This window comes from Brevibacterium atlanticum, from assembly GCF_011617245.1.
In the GTDB taxonomy this organism is placed as follows: Bacteria; Actinomycetota; Actinomycetes; order Actinomycetales; family Brevibacteriaceae; genus Brevibacterium; species Brevibacterium atlanticum.
This window is the reverse complement of record NZ_CP050152.1, coordinates 2,042,489-2,056,886: the sequence shown is the minus strand read 5'-3', so window position 1 is coordinate 2,056,886 and position 14,398 is coordinate 2,042,489. Positions and strand designations below refer to the sequence as shown.

The 14,398-nt window shown below is 65.5% G+C and carries 12 protein-coding genes; 7 read left to right on the top strand and 5 right to left on the bottom strand.

All coding sequences use genetic code 11. The annotated features are described in order from the left end of the window. Nucleotides 1–9: 9 nt before the first annotated feature. Both lipA and GUY23_RS09180 read left to right on the top strand, forming a co-directional pair. Nucleotides 10–1,062: a lipoyl synthase gene (gene lipA / locus GUY23_RS09185; protein WP_166971653.1), complete on the top strand. Its 1,053-nt coding sequence runs from the start codon at nt 10–12 to the stop codon at nt 1,060–1,062. Between the two features lie 55 nt (nt 1,063–1,117). Continuing rightward, a complete protein-coding gene (locus tag GUY23_RS09180) occupies nt 1,118–1,855 on the top strand; it encodes a DUF4191 domain-containing protein (protein WP_166971651.1) in 738 nt (245 codons plus the stop codon). A gap of 89 nt (nt 1,856–1,944) precedes the next feature. Here GUY23_RS09180 and GUY23_RS09175 read toward each other — a convergent pair whose 3' ends face one another. Further along, entirely contained in the window at nt 1,945–2,385 is a 441-nt protein-coding gene (locus GUY23_RS09175; RefSeq protein ID WP_166971649.1) for an RDD family protein, read from the bottom strand. A 142-nt stretch (nt 2,386–2,527) separates the two neighbouring features. Here GUY23_RS09175 and glnA (GUY23_RS09170) point away from each other — a divergent pair, with 142 nt between their 5' ends. Further along, nucleotides 2,528–3,952: a type I glutamate--ammonia ligase gene (gene glnA / locus GUY23_RS09170; protein WP_166971647.1), complete on the top strand. Its 1,425-nt coding sequence runs from the start codon at nt 2,528–2,530 to the stop codon at nt 3,950–3,952. A 132-nt stretch (nt 3,953–4,084) separates the two neighbouring features. Beyond that, on the top strand, nt 4,085–5,551 hold the full coding sequence (locus GUY23_RS09165) for a mycothione reductase (protein WP_166971645.1): 1,467 nt from the start codon (nt 4,085–4,087) through the stop codon (nt 5,549–5,551). Between the two features lie 67 nt (nt 5,552–5,618). Here the strand turns inward: GUY23_RS09165 and GUY23_RS09160 are convergent, their stop codons facing one another. From GUY23_RS09160 to GUY23_RS09150, 3 genes are read right to left on the bottom strand one after another with little or no spacing between them, the layout of a single operon-like run. Beyond that, nucleotides 5,619–8,660 (bottom strand): bifunctional [glutamine synthetase] adenylyltransferase/[glutamine synthetase]-adenylyl-L-tyrosine phosphorylase, encoded by a 3,042-nt coding sequence (locus GUY23_RS09160; RefSeq protein WP_166971643.1) that lies wholly within the window; start codon nt 8,658–8,660, stop codon nt 5,619–5,621. Between the two features lie 5 nt (nt 8,661–8,665). After that, nucleotides 8,666–10,024 carry a type I glutamate--ammonia ligase gene (gene glnA / locus GUY23_RS09155; RefSeq protein WP_166975888.1) on the bottom strand — a complete coding sequence of 453 codons (1,359 nt, stop codon included), beginning with the start codon at nt 10,022–10,024 and terminating at the stop codon, nt 8,666–8,668. A gap of 4 nt (nt 10,025–10,028) precedes the next feature. After that, nucleotides 10,029–10,265, bottom strand: coding sequence for a hypothetical protein (locus GUY23_RS09150; RefSeq protein WP_228282820.1), 237 nt, complete (start codon nt 10,263–10,265; stop codon nt 10,029–10,031). A 262-nt stretch (nt 10,266–10,527) separates the two neighbouring features. Between GUY23_RS09150 and ald the strand changes: the two genes are divergently transcribed. Next, the gene (ald, locus tag GUY23_RS09145; RefSeq protein ID WP_166971641.1) at nt 10,528–11,646 is read left to right on the top strand and encodes an alanine dehydrogenase; all 1,119 of its coding nucleotides are present in this window, start codon (nt 10,528–10,530) and stop codon (nt 11,644–11,646) included. 60 nt (nt 11,647–11,706) lie between these two features. Here the strand turns inward: ald and GUY23_RS09140 are convergent, their stop codons facing one another. Then, nucleotides 11,707–12,438, bottom strand: a complete 732-nt coding sequence (locus GUY23_RS09140) for a FadR/GntR family transcriptional regulator (RefSeq protein WP_166971639.1) — start codon at nt 12,436–12,438, stop codon at nt 11,707–11,709. Nucleotides 12,439–12,611: 173 nt separating this feature from the next. On the opposite strand from GUY23_RS09140, the gene map reads away from it, so the two are divergent. After that, a complete protein-coding gene (gene map / locus GUY23_RS09135; protein WP_166971637.1) occupies nt 12,612–13,526 on the top strand; it encodes a type I methionyl aminopeptidase in 915 nt (304 codons plus the stop codon). Further along, nucleotides 13,523–14,356, top strand: coding sequence for a polyphosphate--glucose phosphotransferase (ppgK, locus tag GUY23_RS09130; RefSeq protein ID WP_166971635.1), 834 nt, complete (start codon nt 13,523–13,525; stop codon nt 14,354–14,356). Before map ends, ppgK begins: the two co-directional genes overlap by 4 nt. Nucleotides 14,357–14,398: the final 42 nt, after the last annotated feature.

Below are 14,398 nucleotides of genomic sequence, written 5' to 3'. Positions count from 1 at the left end.
AGGACGCAGATGACGATTGCCCCAGAAGGACGCCGGATGCTGCGGGTCGAAGCCCGCAACTCCGAGACCCCGATCGAAGACAAGCCTGCCTGGATCAAGGCGAAGGCGCATATCGGGCCCGAATACTCCGCCCTCAAGTCCCTCGTGCGCAAGCAGGATCTGCACACGGTCTGCGAAGAGGCCGGCTGCCCGAACATCTTCGAATGCTGGGAGGACCGGGAGGCGACGTTCCTCATCGGCGGCGAACAGTGCACGCGGCGCTGTGACTTCTGCCAGATCGACACCGGCAAACCAGCCGAATTTGACGCTGACGAGCCTCGGCGTGTGGCCGCCTCGGTGGCGGAGATGGGTCTGCGCTACTCCACGATCACCGGCGTCGCCCGCGACGATCTCGACGACGGCGGCGCCTGGCTCTACGCGGAGACCGTGCGGCAGATCCACGAACTGTCCTACGTCGACGGACGCGGGACCGGCGTCGAGCTGCTCATCCCCGACTTCAACGCGAAGCCGGACCAACTCGCCGAGGTCTTCTCCTCCCGACCGGAGGTGCTCGCGCACAATGTCGAGACCGTGCCACGCATCTTCAAGCGCATCCGCCCGGCCTTCCGCTACGAGCGTTCGCTGTCGGTGATCACACAGGCTCGGGAGGCCGGCCTGGTGACGAAGTCGAACCTCATCCTCGGTATGGGCGAGACGAACGACGAGATCATCTCGGCCCTGCAGGACCTGCACGACGCCGGTTGTGATCTCATCACGATCACCCAATATCTGCGGCCCTCGCCCCGTCACCATCCGGTGACGCGGTGGGTCAAGCCCGCGGACTTCGTCATGCTCCGCGATGCCGCGGAGGAGATGGGATTCCTCGGCGTCATGTCCGGCCCGCTGGTGCGTTCGTCCTACCGCGCGGGACGTCTGTGGGCCACCGCTATGCGGCAGCGTGGGGAGGCGATCCCCGCGCATCTGGCTCATCTCGACAAGCACACGCCCGCCAAACAGGAGGCCCAAGCCGTTGTGGATACCTTCGGCCCCGGCGAAGAGGTAGACTTGTCTGCTGAGCAATGAAGGCGCCCGCCACTCAAGGACGGGGCCGCAACGCCCTTCTAGAGCAAGTGAGAGAATGAGCGAAGAACCGCGTAAGGGACTTTTCCGACGCAAGCCCAAGGATCCGAACAAGAAGCCCGGGCGTCTGGCGCAGATGCGTCAGGTCTACGAGCTGTCCGCCAAACACAACAAGGCGACGCCGTGGCTGTTGGCCGCAGCGGTGCTCGGACTCACGCTCATCGGTCTCATGGTCGGTCTGCTCATCGGCGGAACCACCGCGATCTTCACGACGATCCTCGGCTTCATGCTCGGGCTCCTGCTGGGCATGTTCATGCTCGGCCGCTTCGCCGAGACCGCCGCCTTCGCGCAGATGGACGGTCAGCCAGGTGCCTTCGGTGCCGTGCTCAACACCGCACGCCGCGGTTACCTCATGGATGACAAGCCGATCGCCATCGATCCGAAGAGTCGGGACCTCGTGTTCCGCTCGACCGGACGCGCCGGTGTCGTCCTGCTCAGCGAAGGTCCGAAGGGACGCAGCGCAAAGCTGCTGTCCAAGGAGAAGAAGCGCCACGAGCGCATCCTCCCCAACGTCCCCATCCACACCTTCCAGGGCGGAAAGGAAGAGGGCCAGCTGACGATGAAGCAGGTCGTTCCGACCGTGCAGAAGCTGCCGCGCAAGCTCAACCGCGCCGAGGTCCTCGCCGTCCGCAACCGTCTGGCGGCGCTGGGAACTCAGGGCACCCGCCCGCCGATCCCGAAGGGCATCGACCCGAACAAGGCCCGCCCGAACCACAAGGCCATGCGAGGCCGCTGACCCGCCCACACCCTCCCAATTGCTACCTGACGGCGGCCCAGCAACCTCGCGCGAGGTTGCTGGGCCGCCGTCAGGTAGCAATTGAGGGGTCAGCGGCGGAGGATGACGGTGCCTGCCGCGAGGTCGTGGAGGCCGCGGTTGTCGCGGTCGAAGATGAGCGCGGGGATGACGAGAACGACGAGCAGGGCGCGGATGAGCGACTTGAGCATTCCCGGAACGTGCCCGTTGAGTCGACGGACCTCGATGCCGAAGATGCGGTGGCCCACCGAATAGCCCAGGGTGCCCACCAACAGGAAGTTCTCCAGGGCGAAGATCCCCGGCGCCAGGAACGGATTCGAGCCGTCGATGAGATTCGCGATGCCCAGACACATCAGCCAATCGACGAGGAGGGCAAGAATGCGCTTCCACGCCGGGGCGAGGGAATGGGAACCGGAGATCGGCAGGCCGAGCCTCTTGCCCGGCCAGTCGTCGGCCTCTCTTTCGAAGCGGGGTCCATCGAGCCACGAACCCAAATCATCTCGATTGATCACTCCCCCAGCGTACGGAATCCGGCCTGAGTGAATCCTCAGGAAACATGCCCGAAACATGAGCGTCATCACTACTTCATGCGGACCCGACTAGGATTGACCGTGGTCAGCCAAACGGCCAACGTACCCTAACTAGGAGACCTAAGTGTTCTCGTCTGCTGAAGAACTCGTCAAGTACATCTCGGACAACGACGTGAAGTTCGTCGATGTCCGTTTCTGCGATCTGCCCGGTGTGGTCCAGCACTTCAACCTCCCTGCCGCCTCATACGGTGAAGAGGAGATCACCGAAGGTCTGCTCTTCGACGGTTCCTCGATCACCGGTTTCCAGGGCATCCACGAATCCGACATGAAGCTGCTGGCCGATGTCACCTCTGCCTACATCGACCCCTTCCGCGAGGCGAAGACCCTCGTCGTCTCGCACTCGATCGTCGACCCGTTCACCGACGAACCGTACTCCCGCGACCCCCGCCAGGTCGCTGCGAAGGCCGAGGCTTACCTCGAGTCCACCGGCATCGCCGACACCGTGTTCTTCGGCGCGGAAGCCGAGTTCTACCTCTTCGATTCGGTCCGCTTCGACAACACTCCCGGCAGCAGCTTCTACGCGGTCGAATCAGAAGAGGCAGCGTGGAACACCGGCGAGGACGAGCCCGGCGGCAACCAGGGCTACAAGACTCCTTTCAAGGGCGGATACTTCCCTGTCTCCCCGCAGGATCACTTCGCCGACATCCGCGACCAGATGTCGCTGACGCTCGAAGAGATCGGCTTCGAGATGGAGCGCGCCCACCATGAGGTCGGCACCGCGGGGCAGCAGGAGATCAACTACAAGTTCAAGACACTCCAGCACGCCGGCGATCAGCTGCTCGACTTCAAATACGTCATCAAGAACACCGCTTTCGAAGCCGGCAAGTCCGCGACGTTCATGCCGAAGCCCCTCTTCAACGACAACGGCTCGGGCATGCACTGCCACCAGTCGCTGTGGAAGAACGGCGAGCCGCTGTTCTATGACGAGAACGGCTACGGCGGTCTCTCCGACCTCGCCCGCTGGTACATCGGCGGACTCATCGAACACGCCGGTGCCGTGCTGGCGTTCACGAACCCGACGATCAACTCCTACCGCCGCCTGGTCCCCGGCTACGAGGCACCCGTCAACCTCGTCTACTCGGCCCGTAACCGTTCGGCTGCGATCCGCATTCCGGTGACCGGGTCGTCGCCCAAGGCCAAGCGCCTCGAGTTCCGCGTGCCCGATCCGTCGTCGAACCCGTACCTCGCGTTCTCCGCACAGCTCATGGCAGGTCTTGATGGCATCCGCAACCGGATCGAACCGCCGGAGCCGATCGACAAGGACCTCTACGAGCTCCCGCCCGAGGAGGCCAAGGACATCAAACTCGTCCCCGGCAGCCTCGACGAGGCGCTCAACGAGCTCGAGAAGGACCACGACTTCCTCACCGCCGGTGACGTCTTCACCCCGGACCTCATTGAGACCTGGATCCGGATCAAGCGTGAGAACGAGATCGACGTTGCACGTCTGCGTCCGACACCGACGGAGTTCGAACTCTACTACGCACTCTGAGCCGCTCCGACACACGGAGGCTTCACCGCGCGTGGAATAGAGTGAGGGCGTCACGGGTTTGCACCCGTGGCGCCCTTTCGCCGCTTCGTGCCGACACCAGGCCGGACGTACAGACCTCTGGAGGGAACGACCTTGACGCATTATGACCTGCTGCTCATCGGCACCGGATCGGGAAATATGTTCCTCGACGAGCGATTCGCGGGCCTGAAGACGGCCGTCGCCGAGGAATGGCACTTCGGCGGCACCTGCCTCAACGTCGGCTGCATCCCGACGAAGATGTTCGTCTACCCCGCGACCGTGGCCGAACAGGCCGCACAGGCCGAACGCTACAACCTCTCGACCACGCACCCGCAGGTCGACTGGTCAGCCCTGCAGGAACGCATCTTCTCACGCATCGACTCCATCGAAGCAGGAGGAAGGGAGTATCGCAGCGGTGACCGACAGCCGAACATCACCGTCGTGCCCGAACACGTCCACTTCACCGGCGAGAAGACCGTCGTCACTGCCTCGGGTGAGCAGATCACTGCCGATCGCATCGTCATCGCCGCCGGTGCCCATCCGTTCATCCCACCGATCGACGGCCTCGACCCCTCCCGTGTCGACACCGAGGGCTTCCCTGTCGTCACCTCGAACACCGTCATGCGGCGCCCCGCACCTCCGCGCCGACTGATCATCATCGGCTCGGGAATCATCGCGATGGAGTTCGCCCACGTGTTCGCCTCGTTCGGCACCGAGGTCACCGTCCTTGCGCGCGGCCCACGACTGCTCGGCAACCTCGACGAGGAGGCCGCGGACGAGTTCACCCGCCTCTTCGCCGAATCCCACACCGTCCTCACCGGGGCGCAGGCGAAGCGGTTCGACCTCGCCGACGGCGAGGTCACGCTCACCATCGAGCCCAGCGGGCGCGTCGCCGAGGCGGACCTGCCCGACACGCTCACCGCCGACGCTGTGCTCGTGGCCACCGGGCGTGTGCCCAACACTGCGGAACTCGCGGTCTCCGCCGCCGAGCTCGATGTCGTGGCCGATGAGCGGCTGGCCGTCGACGAGTACCAGCGTGTGCTCTCCGGCGGGGCGCCTGTACCCGGTGTCTTCGCCCTCGGCGACATCTCGTCGCCACACCAGCTCAAGCACGTGGCCAACCATGAGGCGAAGGTCGTCGGGCGCAACCTCGCCGCCGACGTCGCTGCCGGCACTCCCGGATCCGCACCCGACGACGAACTCGTCGCCGTCAACCATCATGCGGTGCCCGGCGCGGTGTTCTCCTCACCGCAGGTCGCCTACCTCGGCATGAGCGAGCAGAATGCCAGGGACGCCGGACACGATGTCACCGTCAAGGTGCAGAAGTACTCGGACGTCGCGTACGGCTGGGCGATGGCCGACGACCCCGGCATCGTCAAGATCATCGCCGACCGCGACAGCCGGCTCGTCCTCGGTGCGCAGATCGTCGGGCACGAGGCCTCGATGATCATCCAACCGCTCATCCAGGCCATGGCCTTCGGTCAGCCGGCCGACGAGGTCGCCACCGGGCAGTACTGGATCCATCCGGCTCTGCCCGAAGTCATCGAGAACGCACTGTTGGGCCTGGATTTCTCCGACTGAGCACTCTCCCTCTGCCTGATTGAGCCCACCTTCGCCCGAACCCACAGACCCGCGCCGAGGCGGCCGATCAGAAACCGTAGAAGCGCTGTTCCATCACGGCCCGGGCGTGGCGGGTGGTGCGCAGGTAGTCGTCCTCGAGGTCGTGGCCCGTTCCCGCCGCATAGCCGAGCAGTCGGGCGGTCGCCTCGAGTTCGGTGTGATCGGCAGGCAGCGATTCGGCAGTGCGACCGCGGAAGAGCATGACGGCGGAGCGCACATCCGTGGCGATCTGCCAGGCGGCCCTGAGCTCGGCGGCGTCCTCGTCGGGAATCAGCCCCGCCTCGCAGGCTGCGTCGAGGGCGACCAGCGTCGACGTCGTGCGCAGTCCGGCTGTGTCATGGGCGTGCTCGAGCTGGAGGAGCTGGACGGTCCACTCGACGTCGGAGAGGCTGCCGCGACCCAGTTTGAGATGCCGACGTTTGTCCGCGCTGCGCGGCAGACGTTCGTCCTCCATCCGCGCCTTGAGGGTGCGGACTTGGGTGAGCGCCTTCTGCGGCATCTCGGCCGGATACCTCAGGGGATCGATGAGCCCGAGGAAGTCACCGATGAGCTCATCGGTGCCGGCGACAGGTCGCGCCCGGAGCAGAGCTTGAGCCTCCCACGGCTGTGACCACTTCGCGTAGTAGGCCTGATACGAGGCGAAGGTGCGCACGAGCGGCCCGTTCTTTCCCTCGGGACGGAGATCCGCGTCGAGGTCGACGCCTTGGGCCCCCTCGCTGGCCTTGAGCCGCGCGGCCAGCTGGAGGGCGACTTTCGTCACATGCTTGCTCAGCTTGCCCTTCGCGTCCGCGTCGAGGTCGGTGTCTTTCGCCCGGTAGACGTACATGACGTCCGCATCGGAGAAATAGCCGATCTCGCGTCCGCCCCAGCGGCCCATGGCGATGACGGCGAAGTCGTATCCGGGAATCTCATCACTGTCGAGATCGGCCCGCACCGCCGTCAGTGCACCGCGCACGGCGAGATCCATGAGATCGGAGAGGTCGCCGGGGATCTCGCTCCGATCGCCGACGCCGAGGACGTCGCGCAGGGCGATGCGCAGGAGTTCGCGACTGTAGGTCTCCCGAATCGGCGTCACCGCGGCCGCGCCGTGCCGTTTGAGCAGCCCGTCGACCTCGGCGCCGAGCACCTGCTGATCACGGGCTTCGAGATTGTCCAGGCGATCGAGCCAGGCCACCGCTGCCGGCTGCCGCAGCAGCAGCTCGGTCGCATAGCCGGACAGGGACAGCACCTCGGCGACGGACTTCGCCGCCAGACCCGAGTCACGGAGCATCTTCAGGAACCATCCCGAGCTCGACAGGGATTCGCTCAGCCGGCGGAAGGCCAAGAGCGCTCGGTCCGGTTCGACGCCGTCGGAGAACCAGTCCAACAGTGCCGGCAGCACCTGTTTGATCACCATCGCGGTCCGTGACACACCGGTGGTCAGGGCCTTGATGTGACCCAGTGCGCCCTGCGGATCCCGGTAGCCGAACGCCTGGAGTCGGTCAGCGGCGGCCTGCAGGCTCGTCCCGCGCTTGTGGGCATCGACGACGGCTCCGTGGACGCCGACCGCGGCATCGAGGATGGGACGATAGAAGATCTGCTCATGCAGTCGAGTGACCTGCCGGGCGTAGTCCCGTCGGGCCTCTTCGAGTCGGGCGCCGGTGCGGGAGCCGGAGCGGAAGACCGACCGCGCGAGGACCCGCAGCTTCGCGTCATCATCGGGGATGAGAGCATTGCGCATCATCCGCGGAATCTGCACCCGGTGTTCGACGACCCGCATGAACCGGTAGGCGGTCGAGAACACCGAGGCGTCCCGCTGACCGATATAGCCGTGTTCGCCGAGTTCGCCGAGCGCGACGAGTGTGTTGGGCGTGCGGATGTCCTCATCGGTGCGCCCGTGGACGAGCTGGAGCAGCTGCGCGGAGAACTCGACGTCGCGCAGACCGCCTCGGCCGAGCTTGATCTGCCTGGGTGCCTCGGCGGTGGGGATGAGATCGACGACGCGGCGACGCATCGCCCTGATTCCATCGATGAAGCCGGTGCGGCTGGCAGCTTTCCAGACCAACGGCAGCAACGACTGCGAGAACTGCTCCCCCACCTCGGCGTCGCCGGCCACGGGCCGTGCCTTGAGGAGGGCTTGGAACTCCCAGTTGTGAGCGATCTCGTCATAGTAGTGCTCGAATTCGGAGAGCGTGCGCACGAGCGCCCCGGCCTTGCCCTCCGGCCGCAGCGCGGTGTCGACCTCCCACAGCGCAGGCTCCCCACCGGCATCGGAGAGGATTCCGCGCACACGCTGGGCGAGTTCGGTGGCCACGCGTCGCCCCTCTTCATCGGTGCGGGAGTCGAGGACGAAGACGACGTCGACGTCGGAGACGTAGTTGAGCTCCCTGGCCCCGGTCTTGCCCAGGGCGACCACCGCGAGTCGCACGGAACCGGCTTCGTCGAGCTCGGCCCGCGCGATCGCCAGCGCGGCGTCGAGAGCGGCCGCCGCCAGATCCGACAGAGCCGCCATCACGTGGTCGACAATGTCTTCCGGCGACTCCGCCGACAGATCGTCGGCGACCAGCCGCAGCACCGCGTCTCGATAGGTCCGCCGCAGCGCCCGGATGCCGTCGTCACCGGCGACCTCGGCGCGGGGAGCAGGATCGTCCGGGCCGGCGCCGACGGCCTCGAGCAGGTTCGCACGCAGAGACACGGCCGAGGCATCGGGGGTCTCGATGAGGAGGAAGGGATCCGGCGCCAGCAGCAGCGGCAGGGAATCAGGATGACGCACGAGGTGGTCGACCATCGCCTCCGAGGTGCCCATGACGGCGAGCAGCCGTGCCAGCAGCGGGCGGTTGAGCTCGTCCTCGGCGAGATCCTCAGCGGTTCCAGTACGCACCGCGCTCAGCAGCTGGGCCGACTCATCTCCGGCAGCCTCGATCACCCGCAGCAGTCCGAGTGCGGCGCCGTGCGGGTCGGGGGTGGCCATGAGCAGGTCGACGAACCGGGAGTCGGTGGCCAACGGCTGCCCCAGGAGCTCGTCGAGTTCATGGAGGAAGCGTGCCGTGGCATCCGGGACGTGAGTCGTACGTGAGGTGATTCCTGCCATTGCGACTACATCGACGTGAAGTGTTTGGCGAGCTCGTAGGGCGTCACCTGCGCCCGGTAGTCGTTCCACTCCTGCTTCTTGTTGCGCAGGAAGAAGTCGAAGACCTCTTCGCCGAGCGTCTCGGCCACGAGGTCGGAGCTCTCCATCAGACTCACCGCCTCCGAGAGGCTGGCCGGCAGCGCGTCGATGCCCATGGCGCGGCGTTCGGTGTCGGAGAGCAGCCAGACGTTGTCCTCGGCCTCCTCCGGCAGCTCATAGCCCTCTTCGATTCCCTTGAGTCCGGCGGCGAGCATGAGCGCATAGGACAGGTAGGGGTTGGCCGCGGAGTCCAACGCCCGGTACTCGATGCGTGCGGACGAGGACTTGCCCGAGTTGTACTGGGGCACCCGCACCAGCGCCGACCTGTTGCGGTGGCCCCACGAGATGTAGGAGGGGGCTTCGTGCCCGGTCCACAGTCGCTTGTACGAGTTCACGTGCTGATTGGTCACCGCCGAGATCTCACCGGCATGCGTGAGCAGGCCCGCGATGAACTGGCGACCGGTCTGCGAGAGCTGATATTCGGCACCGGGTTCGAAGAACGCATTGTTCTCACCTTCGAACAGCGACACGTGCGTGTGCATGCCGTTGCCCGGCTGTGCCGACAGCGGCTTGGGCATGAACGACGCATAGACCCCCTGAGAGATCGCAACCTCCTTGATCACCGATCGGAAGGTCATGACGTTGTCGGCCATCGTCAGGGCATCGGCGTAGCGGAGGTCGATCTCGTTCTGGCCGGGTCCCGCCTCGTGGTGGGAGAACTCGACCGAGAGTCCCATCGCTTCGAGCATCGTCACGGCCTCGCGACGGAAGTCATTGGCGGTGCCGCCGTTGACGTGGTCGAAGTATCCGGCCGTGTCCACCGGTATCGGAGCGGTGCCGTCGCTGATCCCAGTGGCCGGATCGAGGTTGTCCTTCTTGAACAGATAGAACTCGATCTCCGGGTGCACGTAGAAGGTGAAGCCGCGTTCGGCTGCCTTCGCCAGCGTCCGCTTGAGGACATTGCGCGGATCAGCCGGGGCGGGTTCGCCTCCGGGAACGTGGACATCGCAGAACATCCGGCCGGTCGGTTCGACCTCTCCGCGCCACGGCAGCAGAGAGAACGTCGACGGATCGGGCTTGAGGACCATGTCTGCCTCGTAGACTCGGGACAGCCCTTCGACCGCAGAACCGTCGAACCCGATACCCTCGGAGAAGGCACCTTCGAGTTCGGCCGGGACGATGGCCACGGACTTCAGCTGTCCGAGCACATCGGTGAACCACAGCCGGATGAAACGCACCTCACGATCCTCGACGGTCCTGAGAACGAATTCCTCCTGACGCGTCATCGGTTCAGCCGTTCCACTTCTCGTCGTCGTCATCCCACTTCTCATTGCGCTCGCGGGCCTTCTCGAGTGCCGCGCGTGCGACCTCTTCGCTCTCGTACGGGCCCATGCGGTGCGTCCAATCGCTGACCAGGCCCTTTTCGACGGTGTTCGTCTCGAGGTTGAAGTAGTACTTCGAGTCGGGGTCGTCGATATCTTCGTAGAGTCCCATGGCGAGCCTTCTCTCCTTGGTGGGGTTCTGCACTGACACCTTCAGCTTACCGTTTCACACCCAGTTCGCAGTGCACTCTGTCCATGTCGTCGAGAACGGCTTCGCCTCCCACCGATTTCATGTTTCCGTATCATTTGTCGCCACAGAACACTGATTTCGCATCTTAGGGGACGAAAACACTCATAAAGGTTTGCTCTGCAAACCTTCTAAGGAATACAGTGGGACCCATCGACGGTCGACGGCGAGGTCGGCCGTTCGCGCCCCAGCGGAGCACGAACATGAGAGAAGGAAGACAATGCGCATTTCAGTGCCCACCGAGGTCAAGAACAACGAGTTCCGAGTCGCCATCACCGCCGCCGGCGTCCATGAACTCGTCGCTCACGGCCATGAGGTCACCGTGCAGTCCGGAGCCGGAGAGGGCTCCTTCATCAGCAACGACGAATACGTCGCCGCCGGCGCGAAGATCGCCCCCGATGCGGTCTCCACGTGGGCTGCCGGTGACATGGTGCTCAAGGTCAAGGAACCCATCGAGCAGGAGTACCGATTCCTCCGCAAAGACCTCGTGCTCTTCACCTACCTCCACCTCGCCGCCGATGAGGCGCTGACCCAGGCGCTGATGAACGCCGGGACCACCGCCATCGCCTATGAGACCGTCGCCCCCGACGGCGGCGGCCTGCCCCTGCTGGCCCCGATGTCCGAGATCGCCGGTCGCCTGTCGACCCAGGTCGGTGCGCACAGCCTGCTCAAGGCCGAAGGCGGACGCGGGATTCTGCTCTCGGGTGTCCCCGGAGTCGAACGCTCCAACGTCGTCGTCATCGGCGCCGGTGTGGCCGGCACGAACGCGGCACGCATGGCGCTGGGCCTCGGTGCGACCGTCGAGGTCATCGACATCAGCATCCCCCGCCTGCGCCAGATCGACGAGACCTTCGCCGGCGCGATCGCCACGAAGGTGTCGAACACGTACGAGATCACGAAGTCCCTGGCCGCAGCCGACCTCGTCATCGGGTCCGTGCTCATCCCGGGGAAGAAGGCTCCCAAGCTCGTCACTGATGAGATGGTCGCCGGCATGAAGCCGGGATCGGTCCTCGTCGACATCGCCATCGACCAGGGCGGCTGCTTCGAGAACTCCCGCCCCACGACCCACGACGACCCGACCTTCACGGTGCACAACTCGGTGTACTACTGCGTGGCGAACATGCCCGGAGCCGTGCCGAACACCGCAACCGCGGCGCTGACGAACGCGACCCTTCCCTATGCGGTGAAGCTCGCCGACCGCGGTTGGCACCAGGCCCTGTCGAGCGATTCGGGACTGGCGCGCGGGCTCAATGTCCACAACGGGCATGTCACGAACGACAACGTCGCCGAGGCGTTCGGCCTCGAGGCCGTGTCCGTGGCCCACGCCCTCGCAAACTGACCCCCGCTATTACTACCTGACGGCGGCCCAGCAACCTCGCGCGAGGTTGCTGGGCCGCCGTCAGGTAGTTCTGGGGACGATCGTCGTGTAGCGGAAGTGCTCCTCGCACAGTCGCCCGGCCTTGTCCGCATCGCCTTCGGCGATCGCCTCGACGATCGCCGCGTGGTCAGCCACCGCATGGTCGAAGAGTTCGGCGGAGAACGGATCATGGCGGAAGCCGGCATTGATCTTCGTATCGATGTCGATCGCCATCCTCACCAGCTCGGGGTTGTGCCCGGCACGGGCGATGGCGAAATGGAACTGAGCATCCGCCGTGCGGGCGGCGGCCGCCTCGGCGAGTCGGGAATAGGTCTCGGCCAGCTCTCGCAACTCCGCGAGCTCCTCCTCGGTGCGCCGGCGCGCCGCGGTCGCGGCAAGCGAGTTCTGAAATACCGCACGGGCGTCGAGGAGGTTGCGCCGCTCGGCGTGGAATTCGTCGATCCGGCCGGCCATCGGGGCCAGAGCCTCGGGGCGAGCGTTCTTGACGAAGGTGCCTCCGCCGCGCCCGCGCCGGCGTTCGACGACACCGAGTCGTTCGAGCCGCAGCAGGGCGGCGCGCACGCTCGACCGCGACACCTGCAGATCGGCGGCCAGGGTCCGCTCCCCCGGCAGCAGCGTGCCTTCCGGCAGTGCGCCGACGGCGATGCCGGAGAGGATGTGATCGGCGATCTGCTGCGGTGCGCTCGTCAGGCTCACCACGTCCCCGAGGCCGGAGAACTCGTGACCTGGTGCCGTCGTGTCGTCGTTCAACATGCCTCCCGGTCTCGTCGTATGCCGCATCTCGGCGGCGTTCGTCTGCTCCCGCCGACCGTCGAGAATCGACGCGATTCCCTACGATTCTAGACGCGGGGTGCCGCCGACCCGCACACCGACAGGCTCCGCGAAGTGGGACAAAGCCCAAGATGCGCCATAGAATCGGTTCCATCATGACAGCACACACGCGCCTGCTCACTCCCGGCACGATCTCCGCCGAACGCGGAGTGCCGAAGTCCATCCCCCGCCCCGAATACGTCGGACGAACCGACGCCGACGAGGGCCGCGGCAGCAACTTCTACACCGCCGAGGAGATCGAGACGGTGCGGGCCGCCGGCCGCATCGCCGCGAACGCTCTTGCTGCGGTCGGTGAGATGATCGCACCCGGTGTCACCACCGATGACATCGACGCAGTCGCCCATGAGTTCATGTGCGATCACGGAGCCTATCCGTCGACCCTGGGCTACCGCGGATTCCCGAAGTCGGTGTGCACATCGGTCAACGAGGTGATCTGCCACGGCATCCCCGATTCGACGGTGATCGTCGACGGCGACATCGTCAACGTCGACATCACGGCCTATTTCGAGGGAATGCACGGCGACACGAACTACACGTTCGCCGTCGGCGAGGTCGACGAAACCTCCCGACTGCTCATCGAACGCACGTATGAGTCGATGATGCGCGGCATCAAGGCCGTCAGACCCGGACGCGAGATCAACGTCATCGGTCGCGTCATCGAGAAATACGCCAAACGCTTCGACTACGGCGTCGTCCGCGACTACAGCGGGCACGGGGTCGGCCGTGAGTTCCACTCGGGTCTCATCGTCCCCCACTACGATGCGGCCCCCGCCCACGCCGAGGTGATGGAGCCGGGAATGATCTTCACGATCGAACCGATGCTCAACCTCGGCACCATCGACTGGGACGTATGGGACGATGCTTGGACCGTGGTGACGAAGGATCGGAAGCGTTCGGCCCAGTTCGAGCACACCCTCGTCGTCACCGAATCCGGGGCCGACATCCTCACCCTGCCTGATGCCGACACCACCGTCGCCGGCGGCCCGCAGAGCGAGAGGAGCGTCGGATGAGCGACGAGACGACGAACCGCTTCGCCATCGGCATCGACATCGGTGGAACCGGAATCAAGGCAGCCCTGGTCGACACGGTGACCGGCAAGCTGCCGTTCAAACGCATCCGCGTGCTCACCCCGAAGCCGGCGACACCGTCAGCCGTCGCCGAGGCGATCGCCGGGGTGCTCGAGGACCTGACCGTGAGGGCGCTCGAGCTGGGGATCGTCGCCGACAGGGCCGATCTCGATGCCCTGCCCGTCGGATGCGGATTCCCCGGCGTCATCCGCGATCACCTCGTCGAATACACAGCCAACCTCGATCAGAGTTGGATCGGGTCGAACATCACCGCCGTCATCGGGGCGCGCACCGGTCGGACCGTCTACTTCCTCAACGATGCGGACGGTGCGGGGCTGGCTGAGATGATCTTCGGCGCCGGTCGCGCACACCGGAAGAAGACCGTGCTGCTGACCACCTTGGGGACTGGGATCGGCACGGCCCTGTTCACACAGGGACGGATGGTCCCGTACACGGAGTTGGGTCACATCGAGATGAACGGAGCCGACGCGGAGACGCAGGCCGCCGAATCGGTGAAGACCCGGCTGGGGCTGTCCTATCCGGAATGGGCGGCGCGTCTGCAGCAGTACTACACACAACTGGAGCTCCTCGTCGCCCCCGACGTCATCATCGTCGGCGGCGGAGTCTCGAAGTCACATGCGGAGTTCCTGCCGCTGATCAGCACGCGCGCCACACTCAAACCGGCCAAGCTGCTCAACAACGCCGGCATCGTCGGGGCCGCGATGATCGCGGTCAACGGCGGCAAGGCGAAGGTGAAGAAGAGCACGTCCTGATGTCTCCGACCCGCCGCAGGGCGCGAGAGATCCCGCGACGGA

What these genes read in the sequence shown, in the direction of transcription:
- lipA (WP_166971653.1), top strand. Translation starts at nt 10, where the DNA reads ATGACGATTGCCCCAGAAGGACGCCGGATGCTGCGGGTCGAAGCCCGC.
- GUY23_RS09180 (WP_166971651.1), top strand. Translation starts at nt 1,118, where the DNA reads ATGAGCGAAGAACCGCGTAAGGGACTTTTCCGACGCAAGCCCAAGGAT.
- GUY23_RS09160 (WP_166971643.1), bottom strand. Translation starts at nt 8,660, where the DNA reads ATGGCAGGAATCACCTCACGTACGACTCACGTCCCGGATGCCACGGCA.
- glnA (WP_166975888.1), bottom strand. Translation starts at nt 10,024, where the DNA reads ATGACGCGTCAGGAGGAATTCGTTCTCAGGACCGTCGAGGATCGTGAG.
- ald (WP_166971641.1), top strand. Translation starts at nt 10,528, where the DNA reads ATGCGCATTTCAGTGCCCACCGAGGTCAAGAACAACGAGTTCCGAGTC.
- GUY23_RS09140 (WP_166971639.1), bottom strand. Translation starts at nt 12,438, where the DNA reads ATGTTGAACGACGACACGACGGCACCAGGTCACGAGTTCTCCGGCCTC.
- map (WP_166971637.1), top strand. Translation starts at nt 12,612, where the DNA reads ATGACAGCACACACGCGCCTGCTCACTCCCGGCACGATCTCCGCCGAA.
- ppgK (WP_166971635.1), top strand. Translation starts at nt 13,523, where the DNA reads ATGAGCGACGAGACGACGAACCGCTTCGCCATCGGCATCGACATCGGT.